This is a genomic window from Ruminococcus sp. AM42-11 (genome assembly GCF_003480145.1).
Taxonomy (GTDB): domain Bacteria; phylum Bacillota; class Clostridia; order Lachnospirales; family Lachnospiraceae; genus Blautia_A; species Blautia_A faecis.
Genome location: NZ_QUIO01000035.1, coordinates 1 through 19535 on the forward strand (window position 1 = coordinate 1; position 19535 = coordinate 19535).

General features: G+C 41.7%; 22 protein-coding genes. 19 read left to right on the forward strand and 3 right to left on the reverse strand.

Translation table 11 applies throughout. The annotated features are described in order from the left end of the window. The coding region (locus DW904_RS17070; protein ID WP_243110473.1) for a transposase at positions 1–322 on the reverse strand (322 nt) is incomplete at its 3' end. A 26-nt stretch (positions 323–348) separates the two neighbouring features. Further along, positions 349–1083, reverse strand: coding sequence for an IS110 family transposase (locus tag DW904_RS17075; RefSeq protein WP_118583017.1), 735 nt, complete (start codon positions 1081–1083; stop codon positions 349–351). 491 nt (positions 1084–1574) lie between these two features. Between DW904_RS17075 and DW904_RS17080 the strand changes: the two genes are divergently transcribed. The 17 genes from DW904_RS17080 to DW904_RS17155 all read left to right on the forward strand — a co-directional run bounded on the left by DW904_RS17080 (position 1575) and on the right by DW904_RS17155 (position 17491). Further along, positions 1575–2360 (forward strand): response regulator transcription factor, encoded by a 786-nt coding sequence (locus DW904_RS17080; RefSeq protein WP_347562191.1) that lies wholly within the window; start codon positions 1575–1577, stop codon positions 2358–2360. 46 nt (positions 2361–2406) lie between these two features. Continuing rightward, positions 2407–3660 (forward strand): HAMP domain-containing sensor histidine kinase, encoded by a 1254-nt coding sequence (locus tag DW904_RS17085; RefSeq protein ID WP_243110474.1) that lies wholly within the window; start codon positions 2407–2409, stop codon positions 3658–3660. Between the two features lie 99 nt (positions 3661–3759). Next, positions 3760–5274: a DUF6034 family protein gene (locus DW904_RS17090; RefSeq protein ID WP_118583023.1), complete on the forward strand. Its 1515-nt coding sequence runs from the start codon at positions 3760–3762 to the stop codon at positions 5272–5274. A 1-nt stretch (position 5275) separates the two neighbouring features. Continuing rightward, positions 5276–6166 (forward strand): hypothetical protein, encoded by an 891-nt coding sequence (locus tag DW904_RS17095; protein ID WP_118583026.1) that lies wholly within the window; start codon positions 5276–5278, stop codon positions 6164–6166. An 18-nt stretch (positions 6167–6184) separates the two neighbouring features. Beyond that, positions 6185–6913, forward strand: a complete 729-nt coding sequence (locus tag DW904_RS17100; protein ID WP_226815837.1) for an ABC transporter permease — start codon at positions 6185–6187, stop codon at positions 6911–6913. After that, the gene (locus DW904_RS17105; protein WP_117854462.1) at positions 6891–7562 is read left to right on the forward strand and encodes an ATP-binding cassette domain-containing protein; all 672 of its coding nucleotides are present in this window, start codon (positions 6891–6893) and stop codon (positions 7560–7562) included. The genes DW904_RS17100 and DW904_RS17105 overlap by 23 nt, the downstream gene beginning before the upstream one ends. A gap of 2 nt (positions 7563–7564) precedes the next feature. Next, complete coding sequence (locus tag DW904_RS17110; protein WP_118583029.1) at positions 7565–8890, forward strand: hypothetical protein; 1326 nt, start codon at positions 7565–7567, stop codon at positions 8888–8890. Continuing rightward, on the forward strand, positions 8887–9588 hold the full coding sequence (locus DW904_RS17115; protein ID WP_226841042.1) for a hypothetical protein: 702 nt from the start codon (positions 8887–8889) through the stop codon (positions 9586–9588). The genes DW904_RS17110 and DW904_RS17115 overlap by 4 nt, the downstream gene beginning before the upstream one ends. 749 nt (positions 9589–10337) lie before the next feature. Further along, on the forward strand, positions 10338–11186 hold the full coding sequence (locus DW904_RS17120) for a DegV family protein (protein WP_118583032.1): 849 nt from the start codon (positions 10338–10340) through the stop codon (positions 11184–11186). 146 nt (positions 11187–11332) lie between these two features. Further along, a complete protein-coding gene (locus DW904_RS17125; protein ID WP_118583035.1) occupies positions 11333–11572 on the forward strand; it encodes a hypothetical protein in 240 nt (79 codons plus the stop codon). A gap of 46 nt (positions 11573–11618) precedes the next feature. Further along, a complete protein-coding gene (locus DW904_RS17130; protein WP_117854472.1) occupies positions 11619–12017 on the forward strand; it encodes a mannose-1-phosphate guanylyltransferase in 399 nt (132 codons plus the stop codon). 136 nt (positions 12018–12153) lie between these two features. Then, complete coding sequence (locus DW904_RS17135; RefSeq protein ID WP_226838131.1) at positions 12154–12291, forward strand: helix-turn-helix transcriptional regulator; 138 nt, start codon at positions 12154–12156, stop codon at positions 12289–12291. A 208-nt stretch (positions 12292–12499) separates the two neighbouring features. Continuing rightward, a complete protein-coding gene (locus DW904_RS17140) occupies positions 12500–13192 on the forward strand; it encodes a response regulator transcription factor (protein WP_064786815.1) in 693 nt (230 codons plus the stop codon). Continuing rightward, complete coding sequence (locus DW904_RS17145) at positions 13189–14220, forward strand: HAMP domain-containing sensor histidine kinase (protein ID WP_116704912.1); 1032 nt, start codon at positions 13189–13191, stop codon at positions 14218–14220. The genes DW904_RS17140 and DW904_RS17145 overlap by 4 nt, the downstream gene beginning before the upstream one ends. 177 nt (positions 14221–14397) lie before the next feature. Continuing rightward, positions 14398–15063, forward strand: a complete 666-nt coding sequence (locus tag DW904_RS17150) for an ABC transporter ATP-binding protein (protein ID WP_117738863.1) — start codon at positions 14398–14400, stop codon at positions 15061–15063. Positions 15064–15077: 14 nt separating this feature from the next. Continuing rightward, a complete protein-coding gene (locus tag DW904_RS24180) occupies positions 15078–15779 on the forward strand; it encodes an ABC transporter permease (protein WP_243110470.1) in 702 nt (233 codons plus the stop codon). Next, on the forward strand, positions 15779–17491 hold the full coding sequence (locus tag DW904_RS17155; protein WP_243110471.1) for an ABC transporter permease: 1713 nt from the start codon (positions 15779–15781) through the stop codon (positions 17489–17491). Before DW904_RS24180 ends, DW904_RS17155 begins: the two co-directional genes overlap by 1 nt. A gap of 19 nt (positions 17492–17510) precedes the next feature. Here the strand turns inward: DW904_RS17155 and DW904_RS17160 are convergent, their stop codons facing one another. Beyond that, positions 17511–18551 (reverse strand): DUF6076 domain-containing protein, encoded by a 1041-nt coding sequence (locus DW904_RS17160; protein WP_117457311.1) that lies wholly within the window; start codon positions 18549–18551, stop codon positions 17511–17513. Between the two features lie 302 nt (positions 18552–18853). Here DW904_RS17160 and DW904_RS17165 point away from each other — a divergent pair, with 302 nt between their 5' ends. Together DW904_RS17165 and DW904_RS17170 are read left to right on the forward strand one after the other, a co-directional pair. Further along, the gene (locus DW904_RS17165; RefSeq protein WP_064786802.1) at positions 18854–19084 is read left to right on the forward strand and encodes a helix-turn-helix domain-containing protein; all 231 of its coding nucleotides are present in this window, start codon (positions 18854–18856) and stop codon (positions 19082–19084) included. A gap of 140 nt (positions 19085–19224) precedes the next feature. Further along, the gene (locus tag DW904_RS17170; RefSeq protein WP_004614949.1) at positions 19225–19428 is read left to right on the forward strand and encodes a hypothetical protein; all 204 of its coding nucleotides are present in this window, start codon (positions 19225–19227) and stop codon (positions 19426–19428) included. The last annotated feature ends 107 nt before the right edge of the window (positions 19429–19535 follow it).

The window sequence follows — 19535 nt, forward strand, 5'->3', positions numbered from 1 at the left end:
TATGATAGATCGCGATTAACATGGTATGGGCTACTGCAATTAAAGCCCTTTTCCCACCTCTGCGCGCGGCAATTCTTTGATAACGGGAGTAGAGATAACTTTGCTTGTTTCGTATTCCAGCACGAGCACATTCCACCAGCGTTGCTTTCAAATATTTATTTCCTTTCCGTATTCGTGTACTCATCTTTTTTCCGGCGCTTTCCTTACACTCAGGCACAAGCCCCGCCCATGAGCTGAAACGGGATTCATTTTGAAAGTGCTCCATTTCCACACCAGTTTCCGCTAAAATTCGTTCTGCACTTTTTCTTCCAATCCCAGGCATATCATCCAAAGCTTCGATTGCCCAATTTATGGATTCTGTTTTTTTTTAATATCTGCATCTAAATCCATAATTAAAGCGGTCAGGCTTTCAATATGCCCAAGTTGATGTTTCAACATTTTTTGCTGATGTTCTGATATCCGTCCTTGTAGGGATTTCTGCATTTCTGGAATTTTATCTCTGGCTCTTCCTTCAGCAAGTTCACTTAAAACAACCGGATCTGTTTCTCCAGATACAATTGCCTTTAAAATTGTCATACCGCTTTTTCCGCTGATATCGGTAATTACACTGCTCAATTTAACATTGCAGCCTTCTAACACAGCCTGGATTCGATTTAATTCACGAGCACGTTCTTCAATTACCTCCTGGCGGTAACGGGTTATTTCTCGCAGTTCTCTTTGATCCCTATTTGGTATGTAACTTGCTTTTACTAATCCATGGCGTACCAGATCGGCAATCCACTCTGCATCTTTTACATCCGTCTTACGTCCGGGAACTCCTTTGATATGCTGCGCATTCACAACCATGATCGGTATCTGTTCTTCTTCAAATATATTATATACAGGTTTCCAATAAGAGCCCGTACTTTCCATGGCAGCCATCTCACAATCTGTTTCTTTCAGCCACGAAACTAATTGGAGAATATCTTCCGTTATTGTTGAAAACTGACGGATTTCTTTTTTTCTGACACTCGTAAAAATACAGGCTACCATCATATTTTTATGAATGTCAATCCCACAACACCGCTTATACAATACTTCCATAAAGCAAACCTCCTTCGCATAAGCCGATGCAGCTCCTTGCTTAATTGTTGGCTGTCCTGCGTCCTCATCAAAACCCGATGGAAACAAAAAGTGGTACACCTAAGGAGCTGAAAATCAGTCTGTCGGACGGGCTTGTAAGCACCAATCCCCTTCCGATCTTATTCGGCACCTTAAGTATACCACTACATAACGTATAGCTAGTATCCAGTTTTCATTTATTGTGGTGAGATTTTCTCATGATTGTCTGTCGGGAAATAGACAGTTCTAAGAGAGGGAGGGTGTGACTCATATAAACACAATTAACAAAATGAAATCAAAAATGTAGTGGGATTTGAGGAATCAAAACGACTTCCAGATGGATCGTTCTTGATTCCTTTTTCTTTACAAATCGGTTACGTTCGCAGTACTGAAATTAGTGTATAATTGTAATAGTAAAAATCACGCACAATAAAGAAATAATCGGGTTTGTGTAAAATGAAAGGAACATTATTATGAAAGCAAGAATACTGGTGATAGAAGATGAAATGGCAATCAATGATCTGCTTTGTATGAATCTGGAAGCTGCTGGCTATGAAACAGTAGGTTATCTGGATGGAAATGATGCAAGTGAAGGCGTCGTACAGGACCATGAATTTCAGTGCGCACTTGTGGATATTATGCTTCCGGGAAAGGATGGTTATACCCTTTTACCGGAATTAAAAAAGTTTGGTATTCCGGTTATATTTCTTACGGCAAAGGCTGATGTTACAAGTAAAGTAAAAGGGTTAAAAGACGGAGCCGAGGACTATATAGTAAAGCCTTTTGAAATGCTGGAGGTAATGGTGCGTTTGGAAAAAGTGTTAGATCGTTATGGAACGGCACCGAAACAGATTCAGATAGACGATGTCATAATTGATACCGTAAGTCACATAGTTACGAAAAATGGAGAAGAAATATATTTAAAACCTATGGAATATAACTGCCTTATGGTGTTCGTAAAAAACCCAAATAAAGCACTTACCAGAAGCCAGATCTTGCAGGAACTGTGGAAGGAGGAATTCTGCGGAGAAACAAGAACTGTGGATGCACACGTTGGACGCATCAGAAAAAAACTAAGCTGGCAAGATAAAATCAAACCATTCCCAGAATTGGTTATCGACTTGAGGTGGATTTATGAAGCTATTTACAAAAATTTTTTTACAGGTAATCTGCATGGTGCTTCTGCTGTCATCTGGAATTTTTTTCTATACAACTTACAGGTGGAAAAATCAGAGCATAGAAAATATCAACAGTTATGAAAATAGCAGGTTTCAAACAAATATTTCTAAGTTTGAAAACATGTTAATGCGGATTAAAAGCAAAACACAGGACTCTGATGATAAAATCTGGGAAAAAATGATTATTTATGCTTTTCGTCAGGTATTCCACGACAGCGCCGTTTTATATCAGGATGGAAAAGAACAATATAATGGGACAAAATATGAGTTTGATCTGCAAAATATCAGAAACCTAACAAAAAACAAACATGATGGATTCGAAAATGACATCTATTGTGATAAACCACTGATCAGCAAAACAAATGGCAACGTATTTTTGCTCTTTTATTCTTCCAGCTACAGTTCTACAGACATGAACTATCAGATCGTCACCTACAAAGATATTACCAGTGTACAAAAACAGAGTCAGACACTGTTTTATCAGGCAGGAGGGTTTACCTTGTTTCTGGTTCTGTTTGTTGGCTTTTTCCTGTTTTTGACTTTGCGGAAAATTATGGAACCGCTCACAAGGCTAAAAGAAGCGGCTGTTTCTGTGGCAAATGGAAATTATGAGATAAAAGTGCCATCAGAGGGAAAGACGGAACTGGCACAGGTTGGGAAAAGCTTTAATCTTATGACAGGTAAAGTAAGGGAGCAGATTGAAAAGCTTTCTTCCGTAAACCAGGCACAGAGACAGCTGCTTGGAAGTTTGGCCCATGAATTAAAGACACCGATGACTGCAATCATAGGATATGCAGATACACTTCTAACGGTACGCCTATCTCCCAAGAGGCAGGAGATAGCGCTTGATTATATTAGAAATGAATGCCGAAGGCTTTCCAGGCTTTCAGTGAAAATGCTGGAACTTACCGGATTATATGAAACAGGTGAAGCAGAATTTGTTCCAGTGGAAGTTCAGATGAATCAATTTCTGGAAGATGTAAAAAAACTTGTTACTTACAGGCTTCAGGAGAAAAAAATTTGTCTTGAAATACATTGTAATCCAGAGGAGCTTAGAAAAACATTTGATCCGGACCTTATGATGAGTGCAGTGACAAATTTTATTGATAATGCAGTCAAGGCTTCCGATGAGAATTCAAAAATCGTACTGGAGGCAACCCAAAATCATTTATCCGTTCAGGATTATGGGAAGGGAATTCCAGAGGAGGATCTGAAAAGAGTAACAGAAGCTTTTTATATGGTCGATAAATCACGTTCCAGAGTAAAGGGAAGTGTTGGGCTTGGTCTTGCGCTATGCCAGAAAATTGCAGATATACATGGATTTCAGCTGGAAATTACAAGCCATCTGGGAAAAGGAACAATCGTATCTGTTTTATGGTAAATAATTGGAATTTACAGAACAGTTACAACTTGCGGAAGATTTGGTGCAATGAAAGATGCTATACTTGTGGACATAAACAGGAAGGAGAATTTATTCAACATGAGAAAAAACATAAATAAAATTGTAGGATTAACACTTTGTATAGGAATGCTCACAGGATGTGCCCAGACCCCGGAATCTTCCCTTGTAAAACCAAAAGGGAGCAAGGTAGAAAATGCTTATACAGAAACTGAAGGCGTAGATATGGTGAACGAGGACTCTTCTGAAAATACAAAGGATAAGAACACAGCGGTAAGAACAACTATTCGAGACCTGCTCAATGCTCCGGAAACCTATAAAAGTCAGACTACAGATGACAGTGCAAAACTTGTAGTGAACACGGATGCCACTGTAGAAATACCGGATGTAGAAAAGATATCCGCAATTTCTGTCACGCCTGCAGAAGTTACACAGGATCTTCTTGACCGTATTACAGATGCCTTTTTCTCAGAGGCAAAGCTGTATACATCGGATAGCTATTATACCCAGACAAAGGATGAAATCAAAAAAACGTTGGATGAACTAAAAGAAGATGTAGCAAACGGAAATCTGGATCCCTATAATTGGGGTACGGATGAAGATGGTAACCTTTACTATAATATTTATGATGATATTGAATACTGGGAAGAGCAGTATCAATCAGCCCCGGAGACGAAGACCCTGGCAGAAGGAAGACCTGTTGCAGGCTCCCAGGAGACAGAAAATGGTACTGCGGAAAATGAATTCTCCGGTGTTGCACAGATGCCGGATGGATCAGAATATTTTTACATGACATCTTCCTACGGATCCGATACCTTATCTGTCAAAATCAGAAAATTGGCAAAATCTGGCGGGGAAAAGCTGCCTGTGGACACGACCTGGTCTGATTATACTTCTTCCAGTGAAGGGGAAAAACCTACTGAGGAGTCCATTGGGATTTCATTAGATGAAGCAAAAAAAATGGTACAGGAAAAAGTAGATAAAATGGGGATTACAGATCTGCAGTTTTCAGACTGGAGTTATGCATTGTGCAATAATCTTGAAAAGGATAATAGTTTAAGTAATCTTGGAAGCGGATATGCGATTTATTACACACGTACTATAAACGGTGTTCCGATTACTCGGACAATGGCAGATGGCGGTGCTTTGGAAGATATGGACAGCACTATGGAAACCTGGTCTTATGAAAGTCTTTATTTCTTTGTCGATAAAGATGGAATTGAAAGCATGTATTATTCAAACCCTTATACCATAGGAGAGACAAAAACAGAAAATTTAAACCTTCTTCCATTTTCTGAGATTATGAAAACATATGAAAAAATGATGGTAGTGACCAATGCAGATAATATGGAATATGAAAAATCAAGAGTTTATGATGTTGACCGGATTGTTCTGGGCTATGCAAGAATTTATGAACCATCCACAGATCCGCATACAGGTCTTCTGGTTCCCGTTTGGGATTTCTTTGGAAGCAGAAAAGTGGAAGGTGACTATGATGGGAATAGTTACTCGGACATCACAGACTATCCAAACTGGAGCTTCCTTACCATTAACGCCGTGGATGGCAGTATTATAGACAGGGATCTGGGCTACTGATATGAAGCAGGTACTTGGAATTGTACATTACAATTTCTTTGGCTATTTTCGAAATCCCAAAGTCATTTTTACCTTCCTTCTGGAATTTGTACTTAGCTTTCTTCTCACTGGAAGAATCATGGTTGTTATGGAAAACTATGATACACCGGTACAGGCTGTAGAGCCATTTCTTTGGACCTTTGGGGATGGAACAGCAGTACTGCTCAGTTCTCTTCTGTTGCTTCTGCTGTTCTCAGACCTGCCAAAGATGACACCAGTTACTCCATATCAGTTAATTCGAACAACAAAGAAAAAATGGCTTTTGGGACAGTTTATTTATATTATTTTTGTGACTGCTCTTTATACAGTATTGATGCTGCTATTTACATCTGTACTGTGTATGAAGGACAGTTATCCGGGCAACCTGTGGAGCGAGACTGCTGCCATGCTCGGATATTCTGAACTGGGGAAAAACTTGCAGGTCCCCTCTACAGTAAGAGTCATGGAGAGTATCTCTCCGTATGGCTGTATGCTGCAGGTTTTTCTCCTGTTATTCTGCTATTCCCTGACACTTGGTTTTGTGATCCTTGTTGGAAATCTTTATAAAGGAAAAACAAAAGGCATGGTGTTTGGACTACTTTATAGTGTATTTGGATTTTTACTGGAACCCAGTGTGGTAGCCGCAATTTTGCATAAGGAAAAATATGAAATGTATCAGGTGAATGTACTGATCTGCTGGATCAGTCCTTTGAACCAGGCTGTATATGGAAAACATAACTTTGGCTATGATCCATTACTTCCGACCATCTGGCAGTCCTGTATGTTCTTCGCAGGTATTTTATTTGTTCTTATGGTTCTGGCACTTCGCAGGATGAAAAAATATCCCTTTGAATTTCTGGGAGAAAAAACATAATCAAAAGGGGAAATATCTATGCGGGTAGAAACAAAACGTATGCTTCTTGGCAGGAGTTTCCTGGCGGCATGGCTGATTGCCTGCTTTTCTATCGCAGCAGGTCAGACTTATCCAAGTTTGAAAAAAGCATTAACATGTGGAACTTTTATCAGCCTGCTGGATGGTTCATTGAAAAGTCAGATGGTATCTTTTGCCATCCCTGTAGCTGCGGTACTGCCGTGGAGTGATTCTTTTTTACAGGAGTATAAAAGTGGATTTTTAAAAGCTGCATTTCCCAGGACAAACCGCAGGCTATATGTGGAAGGAAAAGTCTTTTCTGTTATGACATCTGGATTTTTAGTCTGGATATTTGCTATAAGCACCATACTTCTTGTTAATTTTGTTATATTTTATCCTATGGAAATAAAAGGCAGCTTTCCAAAGGAACAGTTTCTGGAGCTGCTTATGAAAGCTCTTAGGATGGGACTGATCGGAAGTATTCTAAGCACTTTTGGTGGAATCTGTGGTACCTTATGGAATTCAGCTTATATGGCATATGGGATTCCTTTTGTCAGCTATTATTTTGGAATTATACTTCATGACCGCTATTTCAAAGACCAGATCTGGTTTTACCCAGTGGAATGGATTCTGGCAGATGGAAACTGGGGAACGGATAAAGCGGGATTGTGGTTATTTCTGCTATTATTTTTATTGGTGTTAATGGGAATTTTTGGAGGTGTTTTAAATGGAAAAGTGGAAGAAATCTGAATTTCAAAATACCTGTGTGAAAATAGAACACGTAACCAAAAGGTTCGGGGAAGATCTGGTATTAAAAGAAGTAAATCTTACCTTAAAGGTGGGACAGGTTTACGGCGTTGTAGGAAATAATGGCTCTGGCAAAACAGTACTTATGAAATGTATCTGCGGATTCCTTCCTGTTACCACAGGCACCATCCGTGTTTTCGGAAAAGAAATTGGTCGTGATGTAGATTTTCCAGAAAGCCTTGGTGTCATCATTGAGACGCCTGGATTTCTTACCCAGTATACCGGTGTAAAGAACCTGGAAATACTGGCAGATATGAAAAGAATGATTTCAAAGGCAGATATCCGCCTGATCCTAAAAAAAGTAGGACTGGATCCGGATATGAAAAAGCCGGTTGGAAAGTACTCTCTTGGAATGCGGCAACGCCTTGGGATTGCACAGGCCATTATGGAAGATCCTCGCTTCCTGATTCTGGATGAACCATTTAACGGTCTGGATAAACACGGCGTGGCAGAGATCAGGGAACTTTTGCTTGATTTAAAGGCAGCTGGAAAAACCATTTTATTGGCAAGCCATAATGATGAGGATATCCGGATTTTATGTGATCACGTATATGAGATGGATGGCGGAGTTTTAAGAGAAAGGACAGCCTGAAAATGGGAAAAAAATTTGTGAAAACCACATTCGCAATATTAAGTTTCATGATGCTTCTGCCGACATCTGTTTTTGCAGAAGATGCAGGGAATATGGAAGCTGCTTTTGTGGGAGAGTCTGTTTTGGAAGCAGATCAATCAGCTTCTTATAGTGATGCAGACAGTACATTGCCTTTTGAAGAGGAAAAAAACAATCCTACAGATGAGAAGATTCCGGAAACTGAGGAACAGACTCCTGAAAAAACGGATTCGGAAAATCAAAATTCTGACCTGGATGGATTTATATCAGGAGACGCTTCTGCTGAGGACGAAAAGAAGACAATCCATGTCATAATAGAAAATGGAAATACTGATACAGATAACGGAACACAGATCACAGATCCTGTTATAGATAGTGGGGATTATTCTGCTGGAGAGTATAGTGGAGGCGGTTCTTCTGCCAGCTCGTCTGGTGAGAAAATACTACATAAACCGCAGGTTCTTTTAGAGGATAACAATCTTTCCGGACAAAATCTAAAAGCAGGCTCTGTCACAGAAATGTCACTGACATTCCGGAATAAAAGCCGTAGCCAGAATGTATTTGGTCTAAAGATTTCTATTTCTGCGGATACAAAGGGAATTGAATTTGAGAGAAACTCTTTTTATGTTCAGAGACTGACTCCAGGAGAAGCAATTACCCTGAAGCAAAAGGTCACTATAGCAGAGGACTGTACTCCAGGTCAGGCAACAGTTTCTTTTTCTCTGGATTACGAAGATTCAAAAGCGTCGGGAGCGACAGGTACAGAAACGCTGTCCTTTCAGATCACTCAGCCGGCGCGTGCAAAACTGGAAGCTTCTGATATTCCTTCCGTTTTATATACCATGGATACGGTAGAAATTCCGGTGAAAGCAATGAATCTTGGAAGGGATAAGATATATAATGCAAGTGTCCGGCTGGAAGCAGACGGATTGAACCCAAAAGAGTCCGCTTTTTTAGGAACATTAGAAGCTGGAACCGCAGTACAGGGAAGTCTCCGTGTGTATGTAAAAGGAAAATCAGAAGAAGATGACGGTTCTTTTCCTGGCAGGATTACCGGAAAACTGATTCTTACTTATGAGGATGCAGCCGGCAATTCCTATGAGGAAAGTACAGAGTTTGAGTCTGAGATTAAAGAAGCTAAAATCCAGTCTTTAAAAATAGAGGATGACCAGGAAGAAACAAACAGCTGGTGGTATTCCGTTATTGCAGTTATTGCAGTACTGCTTGTTTCTGTGATTCTACTTCTTTTGGGTAAGCTTCATAAGAAAAACATACTTCTGGAAGAAACCAGAAAGGTGGATGCCCATTGAAAAAGAATAGAATAGATAGTTTTACCTGTTTTGTAGGTTTTCTTCTGATATTGGCATTATTTTTCTCTATAAAGCTTTTTGCAGGAATACAGGATGGGAAAAAACAATACTTGGCACTGGTTTCCCTTGGAGACCTTACTTATGATGATGATTTTTTGAAAAAGGCAAAAAAAATAGAAGGGATAAAAGAGATATGGCCCGTTGTGGAAATTCCAGTAACCATCAAGATTGAAGATTATACGGAAACAGCCACCTTTTTAGGAATCGATCTGAATGCGTTTGGAGAAAATCCAGAGCAGAATGATTTAGGAAATACACCGGTGTTGTTGCTTGGAAGTAAAGCATTGCAAAACATGAAAGACTCAAATAATCATTCCATTTCAAAAAAACAACAGGAAAAATTCCTGCAAATGGGAGAAAATCTAACCATTTCTTATGCACTTGCTGGAAATACAAAAGAGCTTTCTGGCGCGGCAGATCATCTGGTATCCTTGACTGGGCACGAAGAAAATGAACAGCAAACTGTTTATCTTCCATGTAAAGTAACTGCCGTAACGGAAAATGAAGATATCTATATTCCTTTATCACAGGCGCAGGAGCTTTGCAGTGAGATGGGTGAGCCGCTTAAAATTACAAAAATTTATTTGAAAGTGAATGGAAAAATGAATCTGGAGAAGGCAAAAAAATTATTTGAATAAGGTATTCTTGCAAAATTAATTTGTATCAATCTCTGGTATTCATTTGACTAACTATTGTATTTTGTGCATGTTTTATGTAATTTTATCCATGTACTTATTTAAAAGAAAAGTATATACTTTATTCTTGTAAATAAAAGTATTTTATTCCCCTAAGGCTTGCTCCATTGTCTGCATGACAGGCAATGGAGGCCTTCTTCCAACGTATTAATCATAATAAATTGGTATTTTTGTAAATTGTACCATATAATGGAAAACTGTTAGATTGTGATCTTTTAGATACAATTTAGCAGTTTTTTATATGATGGAAATCCAATACAAAAAACCACTTTTTCATGCTATACTTCATTTATGAATTATAGCAAGATCAACACCAATAAAAAGGTCTGGGCAGTCTTGCTTAATTTGATATTGTAGGGAAGTCAAATGCAATGCGGTACTTCCGTATTTGCCACTCTGAAAACCTTTGAGCCCTCGCTCCGTCATATAATTAAACAATTCGCCTTGCTGTATTTTCTGCAAAGTTCGTTGTAGGTAATACGATTTTTTTATTCAAAAACAATACCCACTCTTGTTTCCGTTTTGGGAAAGAATGTAATTTATAGTAAATGAATAGAAATTGCGATCGTTTTTTGGTACAATATATTGATTAGTAGTGAAATAGCTGGCGGGATTTATGCGTAAAAGTGAAACTTTTATCCTGCCTTAGCCGAAGATATCCCAGACTTTGTTCGGGAAAAGGGTGTGAATATATGGTAAAAATTATTTCAGACAGTACCTGCGACCTTTCACAGGAATTATTGCGAAAATATGAGATTGACATTCTTCCGCTTCATATTCTTCTGGGTGATAAAGAATATGAAGATGGAAAAAACATTACTCCGGATCAGATCTATGCCTGGTCTGATGCAAACAAGACAACACCTAAAACTTCTGCACCTGCCCTGGCAGATGCCATGGAGCTTTTTCGCCCCTATGCAGAGGCTGGAAGGGAAATTGTCTGCTTTTCTATTTCAGCAGGTATGTCCACTTCTGGAAATGTGATGCGCCTTGCTGCTGAAGAACTGGGGGCTTCTGACCGAATAAAAGTAATCGATTCTGCAAACCTTTCTACCGGTATCGGCCTTCTTGTAGTAGAAGCTGCAATTATGGCAAAGAATAACCGGACAGCTTCCCAGATTGTTTCTGAGATAGAGAAGTTAAAACCAAATGTGAGAGCAAGCTTTGTGGTAGATACCCTTACTTATTTATACCGAGGCGGACGCTGCAATGCAGTAGCGGCTATGGCCGGAGGTGTTTTAAAACTGCATCCCAGGATTGTAGTGGAAGATGGTGCAATGAATGCATCTAAGAAATACCGTGGAAAAATTGCTTCTGTTGTCATGAACTATGTAAAAGATATGGAAAAAGATTTAAAAAAAGCGAGACCTGAACGCGTATTTATAACACATTCTGGCTGTGAACAGGAAACTGTAGAAAAAGTGAGGGCTTATCTGAAAGAACTTGACATTTTTGATGAGATACTGGAAACCAGGGCTGGCGGTGTTGTATCAAGTCATTGCGGACCTGGTATGCTAGGTGTTTTGTATATTGCAAAATAAAGAATGCATTGCGATATCTGCCATATGCTTCATTACTATAAACCCGCAGTAACACGAATATATTTCGTATTTACAGAAGCACTGGAAGAAAATGGTATTCTGACTCAGAAATAATAAAAAACAGGACAGCAAAGGAGAACAAGCCTATGTCAACATTAACAATCATTATATCACTCATTATTTTAGCAGTTTACATTTTCTTATTGGTTGCAAAGCAAAGTAATCCAAAAACAAATGGAATGCTGATGGTTGTACAGGGAGCTTTATGGACTGTGATCGCAGTAAGCAACTGGGCTGAGAATACGGTTGTAAACCGGAGTGGTTACATTATAGTAATTGTTTTATCGTTTATCTGTGGAATCCGGGAGCTTATTAAGCAGCAGTAAAAAATGAGAATGGCTAAAACTGTTCCTTTAGGTGGAGATGTTAAAAATGATTCATGATTTAATGTACATTGAACTTAAAACGGGATATTCAGATGATGGTCCGGCATGGATCGGATATGTGAAAACTTCAAAGAGTAAGAAAACAATCTATTTTAATAACCATGCCTTTCAAAAATATAATGGCAATTATTCCAATTATATAGATATTGAGAATGGCGACGAATATTGGATTTCCGGGTTGAAGAAGAAAGAGAGTAATCGTCATTGGGATGGGCATGGAAAAATCATGATCGACCGCAGAGCTGTTAAGGAATATCTTTCTCTAATTGGGGAAAAATCGCTACCGTTAAATTTATTTGAAGTGACTGATATTGAAGATAAATTCCCGATTGAAAGGGTAAATCGGATGTTGAACCCAAAGATTGATAATTTTCAATGTCCATAAAGCAGCTTTTGATGTTGAAAGTATCTTTGAATATCGTAGACATACAATGTCTGGTTGAAAATTCGTGGATTCTCATTTTATGTCGTGGTAATTTTGTTACATATTGGTAAACTGTAAGTGGAAGAGAGGTAGAGACATGGACACAAAAAAGATCGGAGCTTTTTTAAAGCAATGTCGTAAGGAAAAAAATCTGACACAAGAGCAGCTTGCTGAGAAATTCAGAGTGTCTGCAAGAACAGTTTCCAGATGGGAAACAGGAGTTTCCCATAGTTAAAGATACCACACCAAATATGATGAACCCACGCTTATACACTACCAGCTATAATAAACCGCAAGGACAGCAATTTGATACTGCTGTCCTTTTTTTTATAAAATTGCAGTACACAGAAAAAAGCTGTAAAATGATAAATATATTTGTCCTTGTAACAATTCTCGGACATTTGCCTGTTATACTATTTGCAAAAAGAAAAGGAAGTGAGGATATGAAGCAGATTTTAATTGTCGAGGACGACAGTTTTTTGAATAAGATGTTGGCCTATAACCTGACCGCAGACGGCTACGGCGTGACTTCTGCCCTAAATGCCAGAACCGCAGCCGACGCCATCCGCCAGCGGGAATTTGATCTGGTGCTGCTGGACATCAACCTGCCGGACGGGAATGGGTTTGAGCTGTGCAAGCTGATAAAGCCCCAGTACCCGGACACCATCGTAATTTTCCTGACCGCCAACGATCAGGAGAGTGACCAGATACGGGGCTATGAGGTGGGCGCGGTGGACTACATCACAAAGCCCTTTGTGATCGGGGCCTTGCAGCGGAAAATCAAAGCCATGTTCGCCATGCTGGAACATCACAAACCGGCCAAGGACATTTACGACGACGGGCGGCTGTTTCTGGACTTCTCGGAGCAGACGGCTTCCTTAAACGGCAAGCCCCTGACCCTATCCCTGATGGAATATAAAATGCTGAATCTGTTCCGTAAAAATCCCCGGCAAGTGCTGACCCGTGGGCAGCTTTTGGAAAAGCTGTGGGATATAGACGAAAGGTTTGTAGACGAACACACCCTGACAACCTCCATTAGCCGAATTCGCAGCAAGATCGAATCCGACGGCGGCGCGCCCTACATCAAGACCGTTTACGGCATGGGTTATCAATGGACGGGAGGCGAGGCAAAATGAAGTTTCAAAACCTATCGGTAAAGCGGCTGTTTAGCCGGGTGGCAATAGGACTTGTCCTTTCCATGTCCGGGATCACCATAGCCCTGTTTCTTGTTACAAAACAGACGGCGGTGCTGCTGACTGGCGGGGCGCTGCTACTGTGCGCCCTTGTGGGGATTTTTGTACTGACGCAGGCGTTTGGAAAGCGGCTGTCGCAGTTTACCGCTAACCTGTGCCAGACTTTAGACCATATGATCGCCGGAAATGAAGCACCCCAGCGGCCAGAGGACAGCGAAACCCAGCTTGCCAGAATCGGACACCGGTTGGCAAGGCTTTACCAGATCATGCAGGAGAACCGCCGCCGGGTGGACGAGGAACGGCAGGAGTTGCAGACCCTTGTATCGGATATTTCCCATCAAGTGAAAACGCCGGTAAGCAATCTGAAAATGGCGACGGACACCCTGCTGGAAAAGCCTATGACCGAGGCGGAGCGCACCGACTTTATCCGGGGAATCCGCAGCCAGACGGATAAGCTGGACTTTCTCTTTCAGGCCCTTGTGAAAACCTCCCGTCTGGAAACAGGCGTGATCCAGTTGGACAAGAAACCGGGTCGCCTCTTTGATACCGTGGCGCAGGCCATGAGTGGGATCGTGTATGCAGCGGAGAAAAAGGAAATCGCCGTGTCTGTGGACTGCCCGGAGGATTTGACCGTTTCCCATGACAGCAAGTGGACATCCGAAGCCCTCTTTAACCTGCTGGACAATGCGGTGAAGTACACCCCGGCGGGAGGGAAAATCGCTGTGTCGGTGGTGCTGTGGGAAATGTATGTGGAGATCAAAGTGACCGACACCGGCAAGGGCATTTCCGAAAGCAATCAGGCTGCCATCTTCCGGCGCTTCTATCGTGAGGAAGAAGTACACGAACAGCAGGGCGTGGGCATTGGCCTGTATCTGGCCCGCGAGATCGTAACGCGACAGGGCGGCTATATCAAAGTGGTTTCGGAGCCGGGCAAGGGTTCGGAATTTTCCATTATGCTGCCTACAAAATAGAACGCGGCGGACGGCCATTCCCGGCTGCCCGCCGTAAATTTTTTTGAAATGTCCGAGCGTTGTAACATTTCACCCCGATTTTCAATGAAATTTTTTGGCCGCTGTAACATTTCGCGGACATTTGGGTTTTATAATACCTTTATCAACAGGCAAGAAGCCTTGAAAGGAGTTTTGAATATGAGCGTTTTACAGACTATTGACCTGAAAAAGTATTATGGCACAAAGCCGAACATTACCCGTGCCCTTGACGGTGTGAACTTCTCCGTGGAGGACGGCGAGTTTGTGGCTGTTGTGGGAACATCTGGCAGCGGCAAATCCACCTTACTTCACATGATGGGAGGGCTGGACACACCTACTTCCGGCAATGTGATTGTCCGGGACAAAGAACTGTCAAAAATGAACGATGAACAGCTTACCATCTTCCGCCGCCGTAACATCGGCTTTATCTTCCAGAACTATAACCTTGTTCCGATCCTGAATGTGTATGAGAACATCGTCCTGCCGGTGGAACTGGACGGGGACACGGTAGATAAAAAGTTTTTGAATGAGATTGTTCATCTGCTGGGGCTGGAAGATAAACTGAAAAATATGCCAAATAATCTATCCGGCGGTCAGCAACAGCGAGTAGCGATTGCTCGTGCCTTGATTACCAAACCGGCTATCGTGTTGGCCGACGAACCGACCGGCAACCTTGACAGCAAGACCAGTGCAGAGGTGCTGGGGCTAATCAAGCGCACCAGTGCAGAGTTCCGACAAACCGTAGTGATGATTACACACAACAACGACATTGCCCGCCTTGCAGATCGGATTATCCGCATTGAGGACGGCAAGATTGTGGAATAAGGAGGTGGCAGACTATGACATGGCCTTTTGAGAATGATACAAGTGCCATTGTAAAAAAATTGGCAGGTAGGAGTATGCAAGCGGATAAGAGAAACAAGGCATTTCTGCTTTTGACAATCGCCATCTCTGTCTGTATGGTTTTTTCGATTCTCCTAATATCAACAGGTACACAAGAGAAATTCAAGAACACACAGAGGAATAAAGCGCAGATTGGCATTTTGGGAGTTACGGACGAACAAACGGCTCAGCTGCATCAAAACGAAAATATTACATGGGTTGGCGAATATTCCGCTCTAGGTGTGTTTTATGTTGAAAATAAAACAATCACTGTTGCTTATGGAAATGAAGATTATTTTTTACATCAGGAAGAAAAAACTTTTCAGGGAAGTGTGCCGCAGAAAGCGGATGAGATTATGCTCCCCCAGAACTACCTTGATTTTTTAGGAAAATCCTATCAGACTGGCGATACAATTTCTATTGACCTGACTGGAACAGGACAGAAAGCAGAATATACAATTTCAGGTGTTTTGAATAATACGAAAGAAAGCAACGGATATTTTATTTATGTTAGTAAAGAGCTTGCCCAAGATTTGGCAAAAGATTCTTTTCAGGTTACAGCATATACGCGGTTGAACACAGACGCCATAAGTTCCACGGCTATTCTTGATTTGCCGGCAAAGCAATACAAAATACAGGCATTGTCGAGGAACAGGTAATGCTTACAGAATATTCTGCTGTTATGTCGGGTGTGATAACATCGGGTATTCCGATTCCAGTACCACTACTGGCGGCGTTGACGGCTATTTTGGCGGCAACGATTGTCTATGGTGTTTTTTACACAAAGATTGTAAAAAATGTTCAGATGTTTGGGCAACTGCGGACAGTTGGCATGACAAAAAGACAGATTAAACGGATGGCAAGTAAAGAGGGACGTTTATATGCCTTAGCTGGTATTCCTTTTGGGCTTGTCATTGGTGTACTGATTGGATTTATTGGCTGTCCTGATGGATTCCGGCTAAAAACAACAGTTATTTATGCTGTACTGATTGCTGCAGTAGCCTTTGTAACAGTGAATATTGCCATTTTTAAGCCTGTCCGAGTAGCAATGAATACTTCCCCGGTAGAGGGTGCTAAATACCTTGCGTATGCTGGAAAGGCAAAAAGCAGCTCAAAACTGCATCGGAAACTTACGCCGTTTAATCTGGCGAAAATAAATATACAAAGAAACAAACAAAAAGCAGTTCTGACGCTTTTAATGCTTGGAGTAAGCGGGGCTCTTTTACTGGTTACTTCTACGGTTGCTGGTTCTATTGATCCGGCAAAACAGGCAAGTTTCAAATATTATCCTGCCGGTAACATTATTATACAAATAAGAAATACAGTGGGCAGCTCTTTCGATAACGAAGCGGAGCCATACGGAAGCGCAAAATTGCAACTGGAAGAAAATCCACTTGAAGATCAGGCATTGATGCAGGAATTAGAAAAGGTAGATGGGATAGAAAAGATTACCACATTTGACAGCGTTTATATGACAGCTACTTTTTCGGGCGAAAGTGGTTCTATCACGAGCATTTCAGACTTCTTTCCAACCTTAAATCGGGAACAGACAGAAGAAAAGCAGGCGGTGTTATCCTCTGGAACAGCAGATTACAACGATATGGTTGAGAAAAATGGAATATTGGTTGCAGAAGATATAGCACAAGTTGGCGATACTTTGAAGATTGAGGGCAGAGCTTTTGATGGTAGAACCTTTGATGTGGAAGCCGTTGTTGTAGGCACATACAATAGGTCTGATTTAATGGAGGATAGCCCGGTTGTTCCCGGAAGCCCCTACTTCATTATGACTTATGACACAGCAAAGAAACTGACAGGGATAACGGAACAGACGGGGATTCTGGCGGTTAAAAATTCAGAGGGACGTTTTGATGAAGTTTTGACCGCAGTTCAGAAGATTGCGGATAAAAATGAAAAAATAGAAGTAAATACGATTGAACAAACGATTAAAAATATTCAGTATCGATACAGTGCATCTATAAATGCTCTATATATGACTTCTGCTATTCTGTTCGTCTTTGGAAGTATCAGCCTTATGAATATGCTTATGGTTGATTTTCAGAATAGAAAGCGTGAATTCGGTTTGCTTGAAGCTGTTGGAACAACACGGCAACAGTTGAAAGCAATGCTGGATAGGGAGATGGGAATTTACCTCGGAGGTTCGTTGGTAATAGCTCTTGTATTTGGAAGCATTTTAAGTGTAATTGTTTGTAGACGATTGGATGCGGTAAACCATTGCATTACGTTGGTATTGCCGTGGCTGTTTCTACTGGCGTTAGTCGTTGTTTTAGCAGTTATATATTTGATTTTCACTGCATACGCAAAATCCGAGTTGAAGAAAACAAGCATCTTGTCTGCCATAAGGGAGGAATGATCTTTTGTATAGACATCACTTAAAAGGTAGTTAATTTCAAAATAATATCACTCTGTTGATACAGCCAGTCCGTAAATTCTTTCGGGCTGGCTGTTCCTGTTTTTACAGCCTTTTTTCTCTGTAATGCTTCTTTCTTAAAGTCGGCAAAGGCAGCCTGTATTTTTTCCAGACGGTCAGCCGGAAAGCCTGCGGTATTTTTTACCCGGTTTATTTTGTTGCGCCAGTTCTGGCATTCATTTTTATAAAGCAGGTCATAGTTATTTTCTCTTGCCCTCTCGTCAAATTCCCGCTTGTTTTGAAGCGCCTGTGCTTTGCGGCACTTATCGCTGCACAGCTCATACCGCTGGCTCTTTGCCAGAAAATATTTCCCACAGACCTTGCACTGTCGGAAGCAAAGCCCCCAGTCATTCAGCCTGTTCAGATAATAGGTAATCAACGGGTAGAGGGACGCATAGGCAGACACACATTCTTCTGTGCGCCGGTTGTCCGGGAACCAGAGGTCAAGCCGGGTATCTTCTGACGGTGCGCCTTTGAAATAAAGGCTGCCAGCTTGAAAATGTTTCGGTTTTCCTGTCTCCCTGTCAAAGCTCATGGCTTCGTTATGGAATACCCCGGTCAGGCTGCTCATTTTATCCATGAAGCGGTCACAGGCAGCGTTACGGTCACGGGGTTCTCTGGCAAGCAGATAGCTGTTCCAAATACGGAACGCCACATACATTTTCAGAGGGTCATTGCTAAGATATTTTCCCCAGAGAAATTCGCTTGCCGCCTGCTCCAGCTCCGGCTGTTTCCATCGGTTGGAGTGGAGGGCTTGCCGCAGTGGAGAAAGCCCGTATAAGTTCCAATCTCTGTCCGTGTCACGCTCAAAGTTTATCAAAAAAGTTCCCAGTGGGCGTGTCATATCACAAAGCACCTCTGTGTTTTGGCTCCCGTTCAGACGGAAGCGAATCTGCTGTTCTTCCCCAATCAAAATCCGCTCTTTCATTTTCTTCCTGTCCAGCGTCAGGACAAACAAAATCCTCTCAAAACATGGCTCATGCCGTATAAACTGATTCTCCATCCCTATCCCTTGCCTTTTCTTATGGTAATTATATAATTCAGTTATATCCGTTACACTCATGGTATCGCAGAAGTATTGTTTTGTCAAGGATAGTCCGCTATGATGATTGCAGTTGGTAATTTCGTACCATACAGTACCTTGACAAGTGAATGACCGTCCAAAAGGGATATGACCGGCAGGAGAAGTGACGCATCCAGCGCACCAATGCAGGGAAACACCGCAGGAATGGGGCAGGAAAACGGCTTTTGGGGAGAACGGCAGCAGGAAGCATTTTAACCTATTTGATTTATGGGAGGAACAGAATGAGCAATAAAAAGAGATTGAACAGCTACGAGGATTTACCGCTGGTTCTGGATGTGGCGGACATCCAGCAGATTATGGGAATTTCAAGAGCGAGCGCCTATGAGCTGGTACACACCCCCGGCTTTCCGGCGTTCCGCAGTGGCAGGCTTATCAAGGTCAGCAAAACTGCTTTCTTTGAATGGATGGCAAAAGGCTCCGAAACCGTACCGAGAAGCGACAAAAAAGCGTGAGGTATTATCCCCTGACTGCAATACTGCCGCACTTTCCAAAGGGGCATACAGAGGGAAAAAACCTTAAAAATGATACCGAAACGCTACACTAAAACAGCCTATCTGCGTACATCAGATAGAAACGGAGAAAGGAGCCGGTTATGGCAAGAATGAGCAACAAGCGACGGCTGGAATGGTCTTTCTTCTTAAATGACCGCAGCCGTATCACTTACAACGAACTGTGCCGGAAATGCCAGCACGAATGCAAACAGAGCTTCCGGGCGGTTGTGGTTGACTGCCCGAAGTATCTTTCCAAGCGTTCCAAGAAAAAGGACAAAACTGCCGGAAACGGCAAAATCCCTTAGGAACTAAGGGCGCACTTCTATACATAGTCTAAAGACCATGTATCGTGCGTCCTGTGGAGCTTACCTCTGTCGCTGATAAAATCAGCAATCCGAGGTCTGCGTTCGCT

What these genes read in the sequence shown, in the direction of transcription:
- DW904_RS17100 (WP_226815837.1), top strand. Translation starts at nt 6,185, where the DNA reads ATGCGGGTAGAAACAAAACGTATGCTTCTTGGCAGGAGTTTCCTGGCG.
- DW904_RS17085 (WP_243110474.1), top strand. Translation starts at nt 2,407, where the DNA reads ATGCGGATTAAAAGCAAAACACAGGACTCTGATGATAAAATCTGGGAA.
- DW904_RS17155 (WP_243110471.1), top strand. Translation starts at nt 15,779, where the DNA reads ATGCTTACAGAATATTCTGCTGTTATGTCGGGTGTGATAACATCGGGT.
- DW904_RS17165 (WP_064786802.1), top strand. Translation starts at nt 18,854, where the DNA reads ATGAGCAATAAAAAGAGATTGAACAGCTACGAGGATTTACCGCTGGTT.
- DW904_RS17170 (WP_004614949.1), top strand. Translation starts at nt 19,225, where the DNA reads ATGGCAAGAATGAGCAACAAGCGACGGCTGGAATGGTCTTTCTTCTTA.
- DW904_RS17125 (WP_118583035.1), top strand. Translation starts at nt 11,333, where the DNA reads ATGTCAACATTAACAATCATTATATCACTCATTATTTTAGCAGTTTAC.
- DW904_RS17130 (WP_117854472.1), top strand. Translation starts at nt 11,619, where the DNA reads ATGATTCATGATTTAATGTACATTGAACTTAAAACGGGATATTCAGAT.
- DW904_RS17140 (WP_064786815.1), top strand. Translation starts at nt 12,500, where the DNA reads ATGAAGCAGATTTTAATTGTCGAGGACGACAGTTTTTTGAATAAGATG.
- DW904_RS17090 (WP_118583023.1), top strand. Translation starts at nt 3,760, where the DNA reads ATGAGAAAAAACATAAATAAAATTGTAGGATTAACACTTTGTATAGGA.
- DW904_RS17135 (WP_226838131.1), top strand. Translation starts at nt 12,154, where the DNA reads ATGGACACAAAAAAGATCGGAGCTTTTTTAAAGCAATGTCGTAAGGAA.
- DW904_RS17095 (WP_118583026.1), top strand. Translation starts at nt 5,276, where the DNA reads ATGAAGCAGGTACTTGGAATTGTACATTACAATTTCTTTGGCTATTTT.
- DW904_RS17075 (WP_118583017.1), bottom strand. Translation starts at nt 1,083, where the DNA reads ATGGAAGTATTGTATAAGCGGTGTTGTGGGATTGACATTCATAAAAAT.
- DW904_RS17080 (WP_347562191.1), top strand. Translation starts at nt 1,575, where the DNA reads ATGAAAGCAAGAATACTGGTGATAGAAGATGAAATGGCAATCAATGAT.
- DW904_RS17120 (WP_118583032.1), top strand. Translation starts at nt 10,338, where the DNA reads ATGGTAAAAATTATTTCAGACAGTACCTGCGACCTTTCACAGGAATTA.
- DW904_RS17160 (WP_117457311.1), bottom strand. Translation starts at nt 18,551, where the DNA reads ATGGAGAATCAGTTTATACGGCATGAGCCATGTTTTGAGAGGATTTTG.
- DW904_RS17110 (WP_118583029.1), top strand. Translation starts at nt 7,565, where the DNA reads ATGGGAAAAAAATTTGTGAAAACCACATTCGCAATATTAAGTTTCATG.
- DW904_RS17145 (WP_116704912.1), top strand. Translation starts at nt 13,189, where the DNA reads ATGAAGTTTCAAAACCTATCGGTAAAGCGGCTGTTTAGCCGGGTGGCA.
- DW904_RS17105 (WP_117854462.1), top strand. Translation starts at nt 6,891, where the DNA reads ATGGAAAAGTGGAAGAAATCTGAATTTCAAAATACCTGTGTGAAAATA.
- DW904_RS24180 (WP_243110470.1), top strand. Translation starts at nt 15,078, where the DNA reads ATGACATGGCCTTTTGAGAATGATACAAGTGCCATTGTAAAAAAATTG.
- DW904_RS17150 (WP_117738863.1), top strand. Translation starts at nt 14,398, where the DNA reads ATGAGCGTTTTACAGACTATTGACCTGAAAAAGTATTATGGCACAAAG.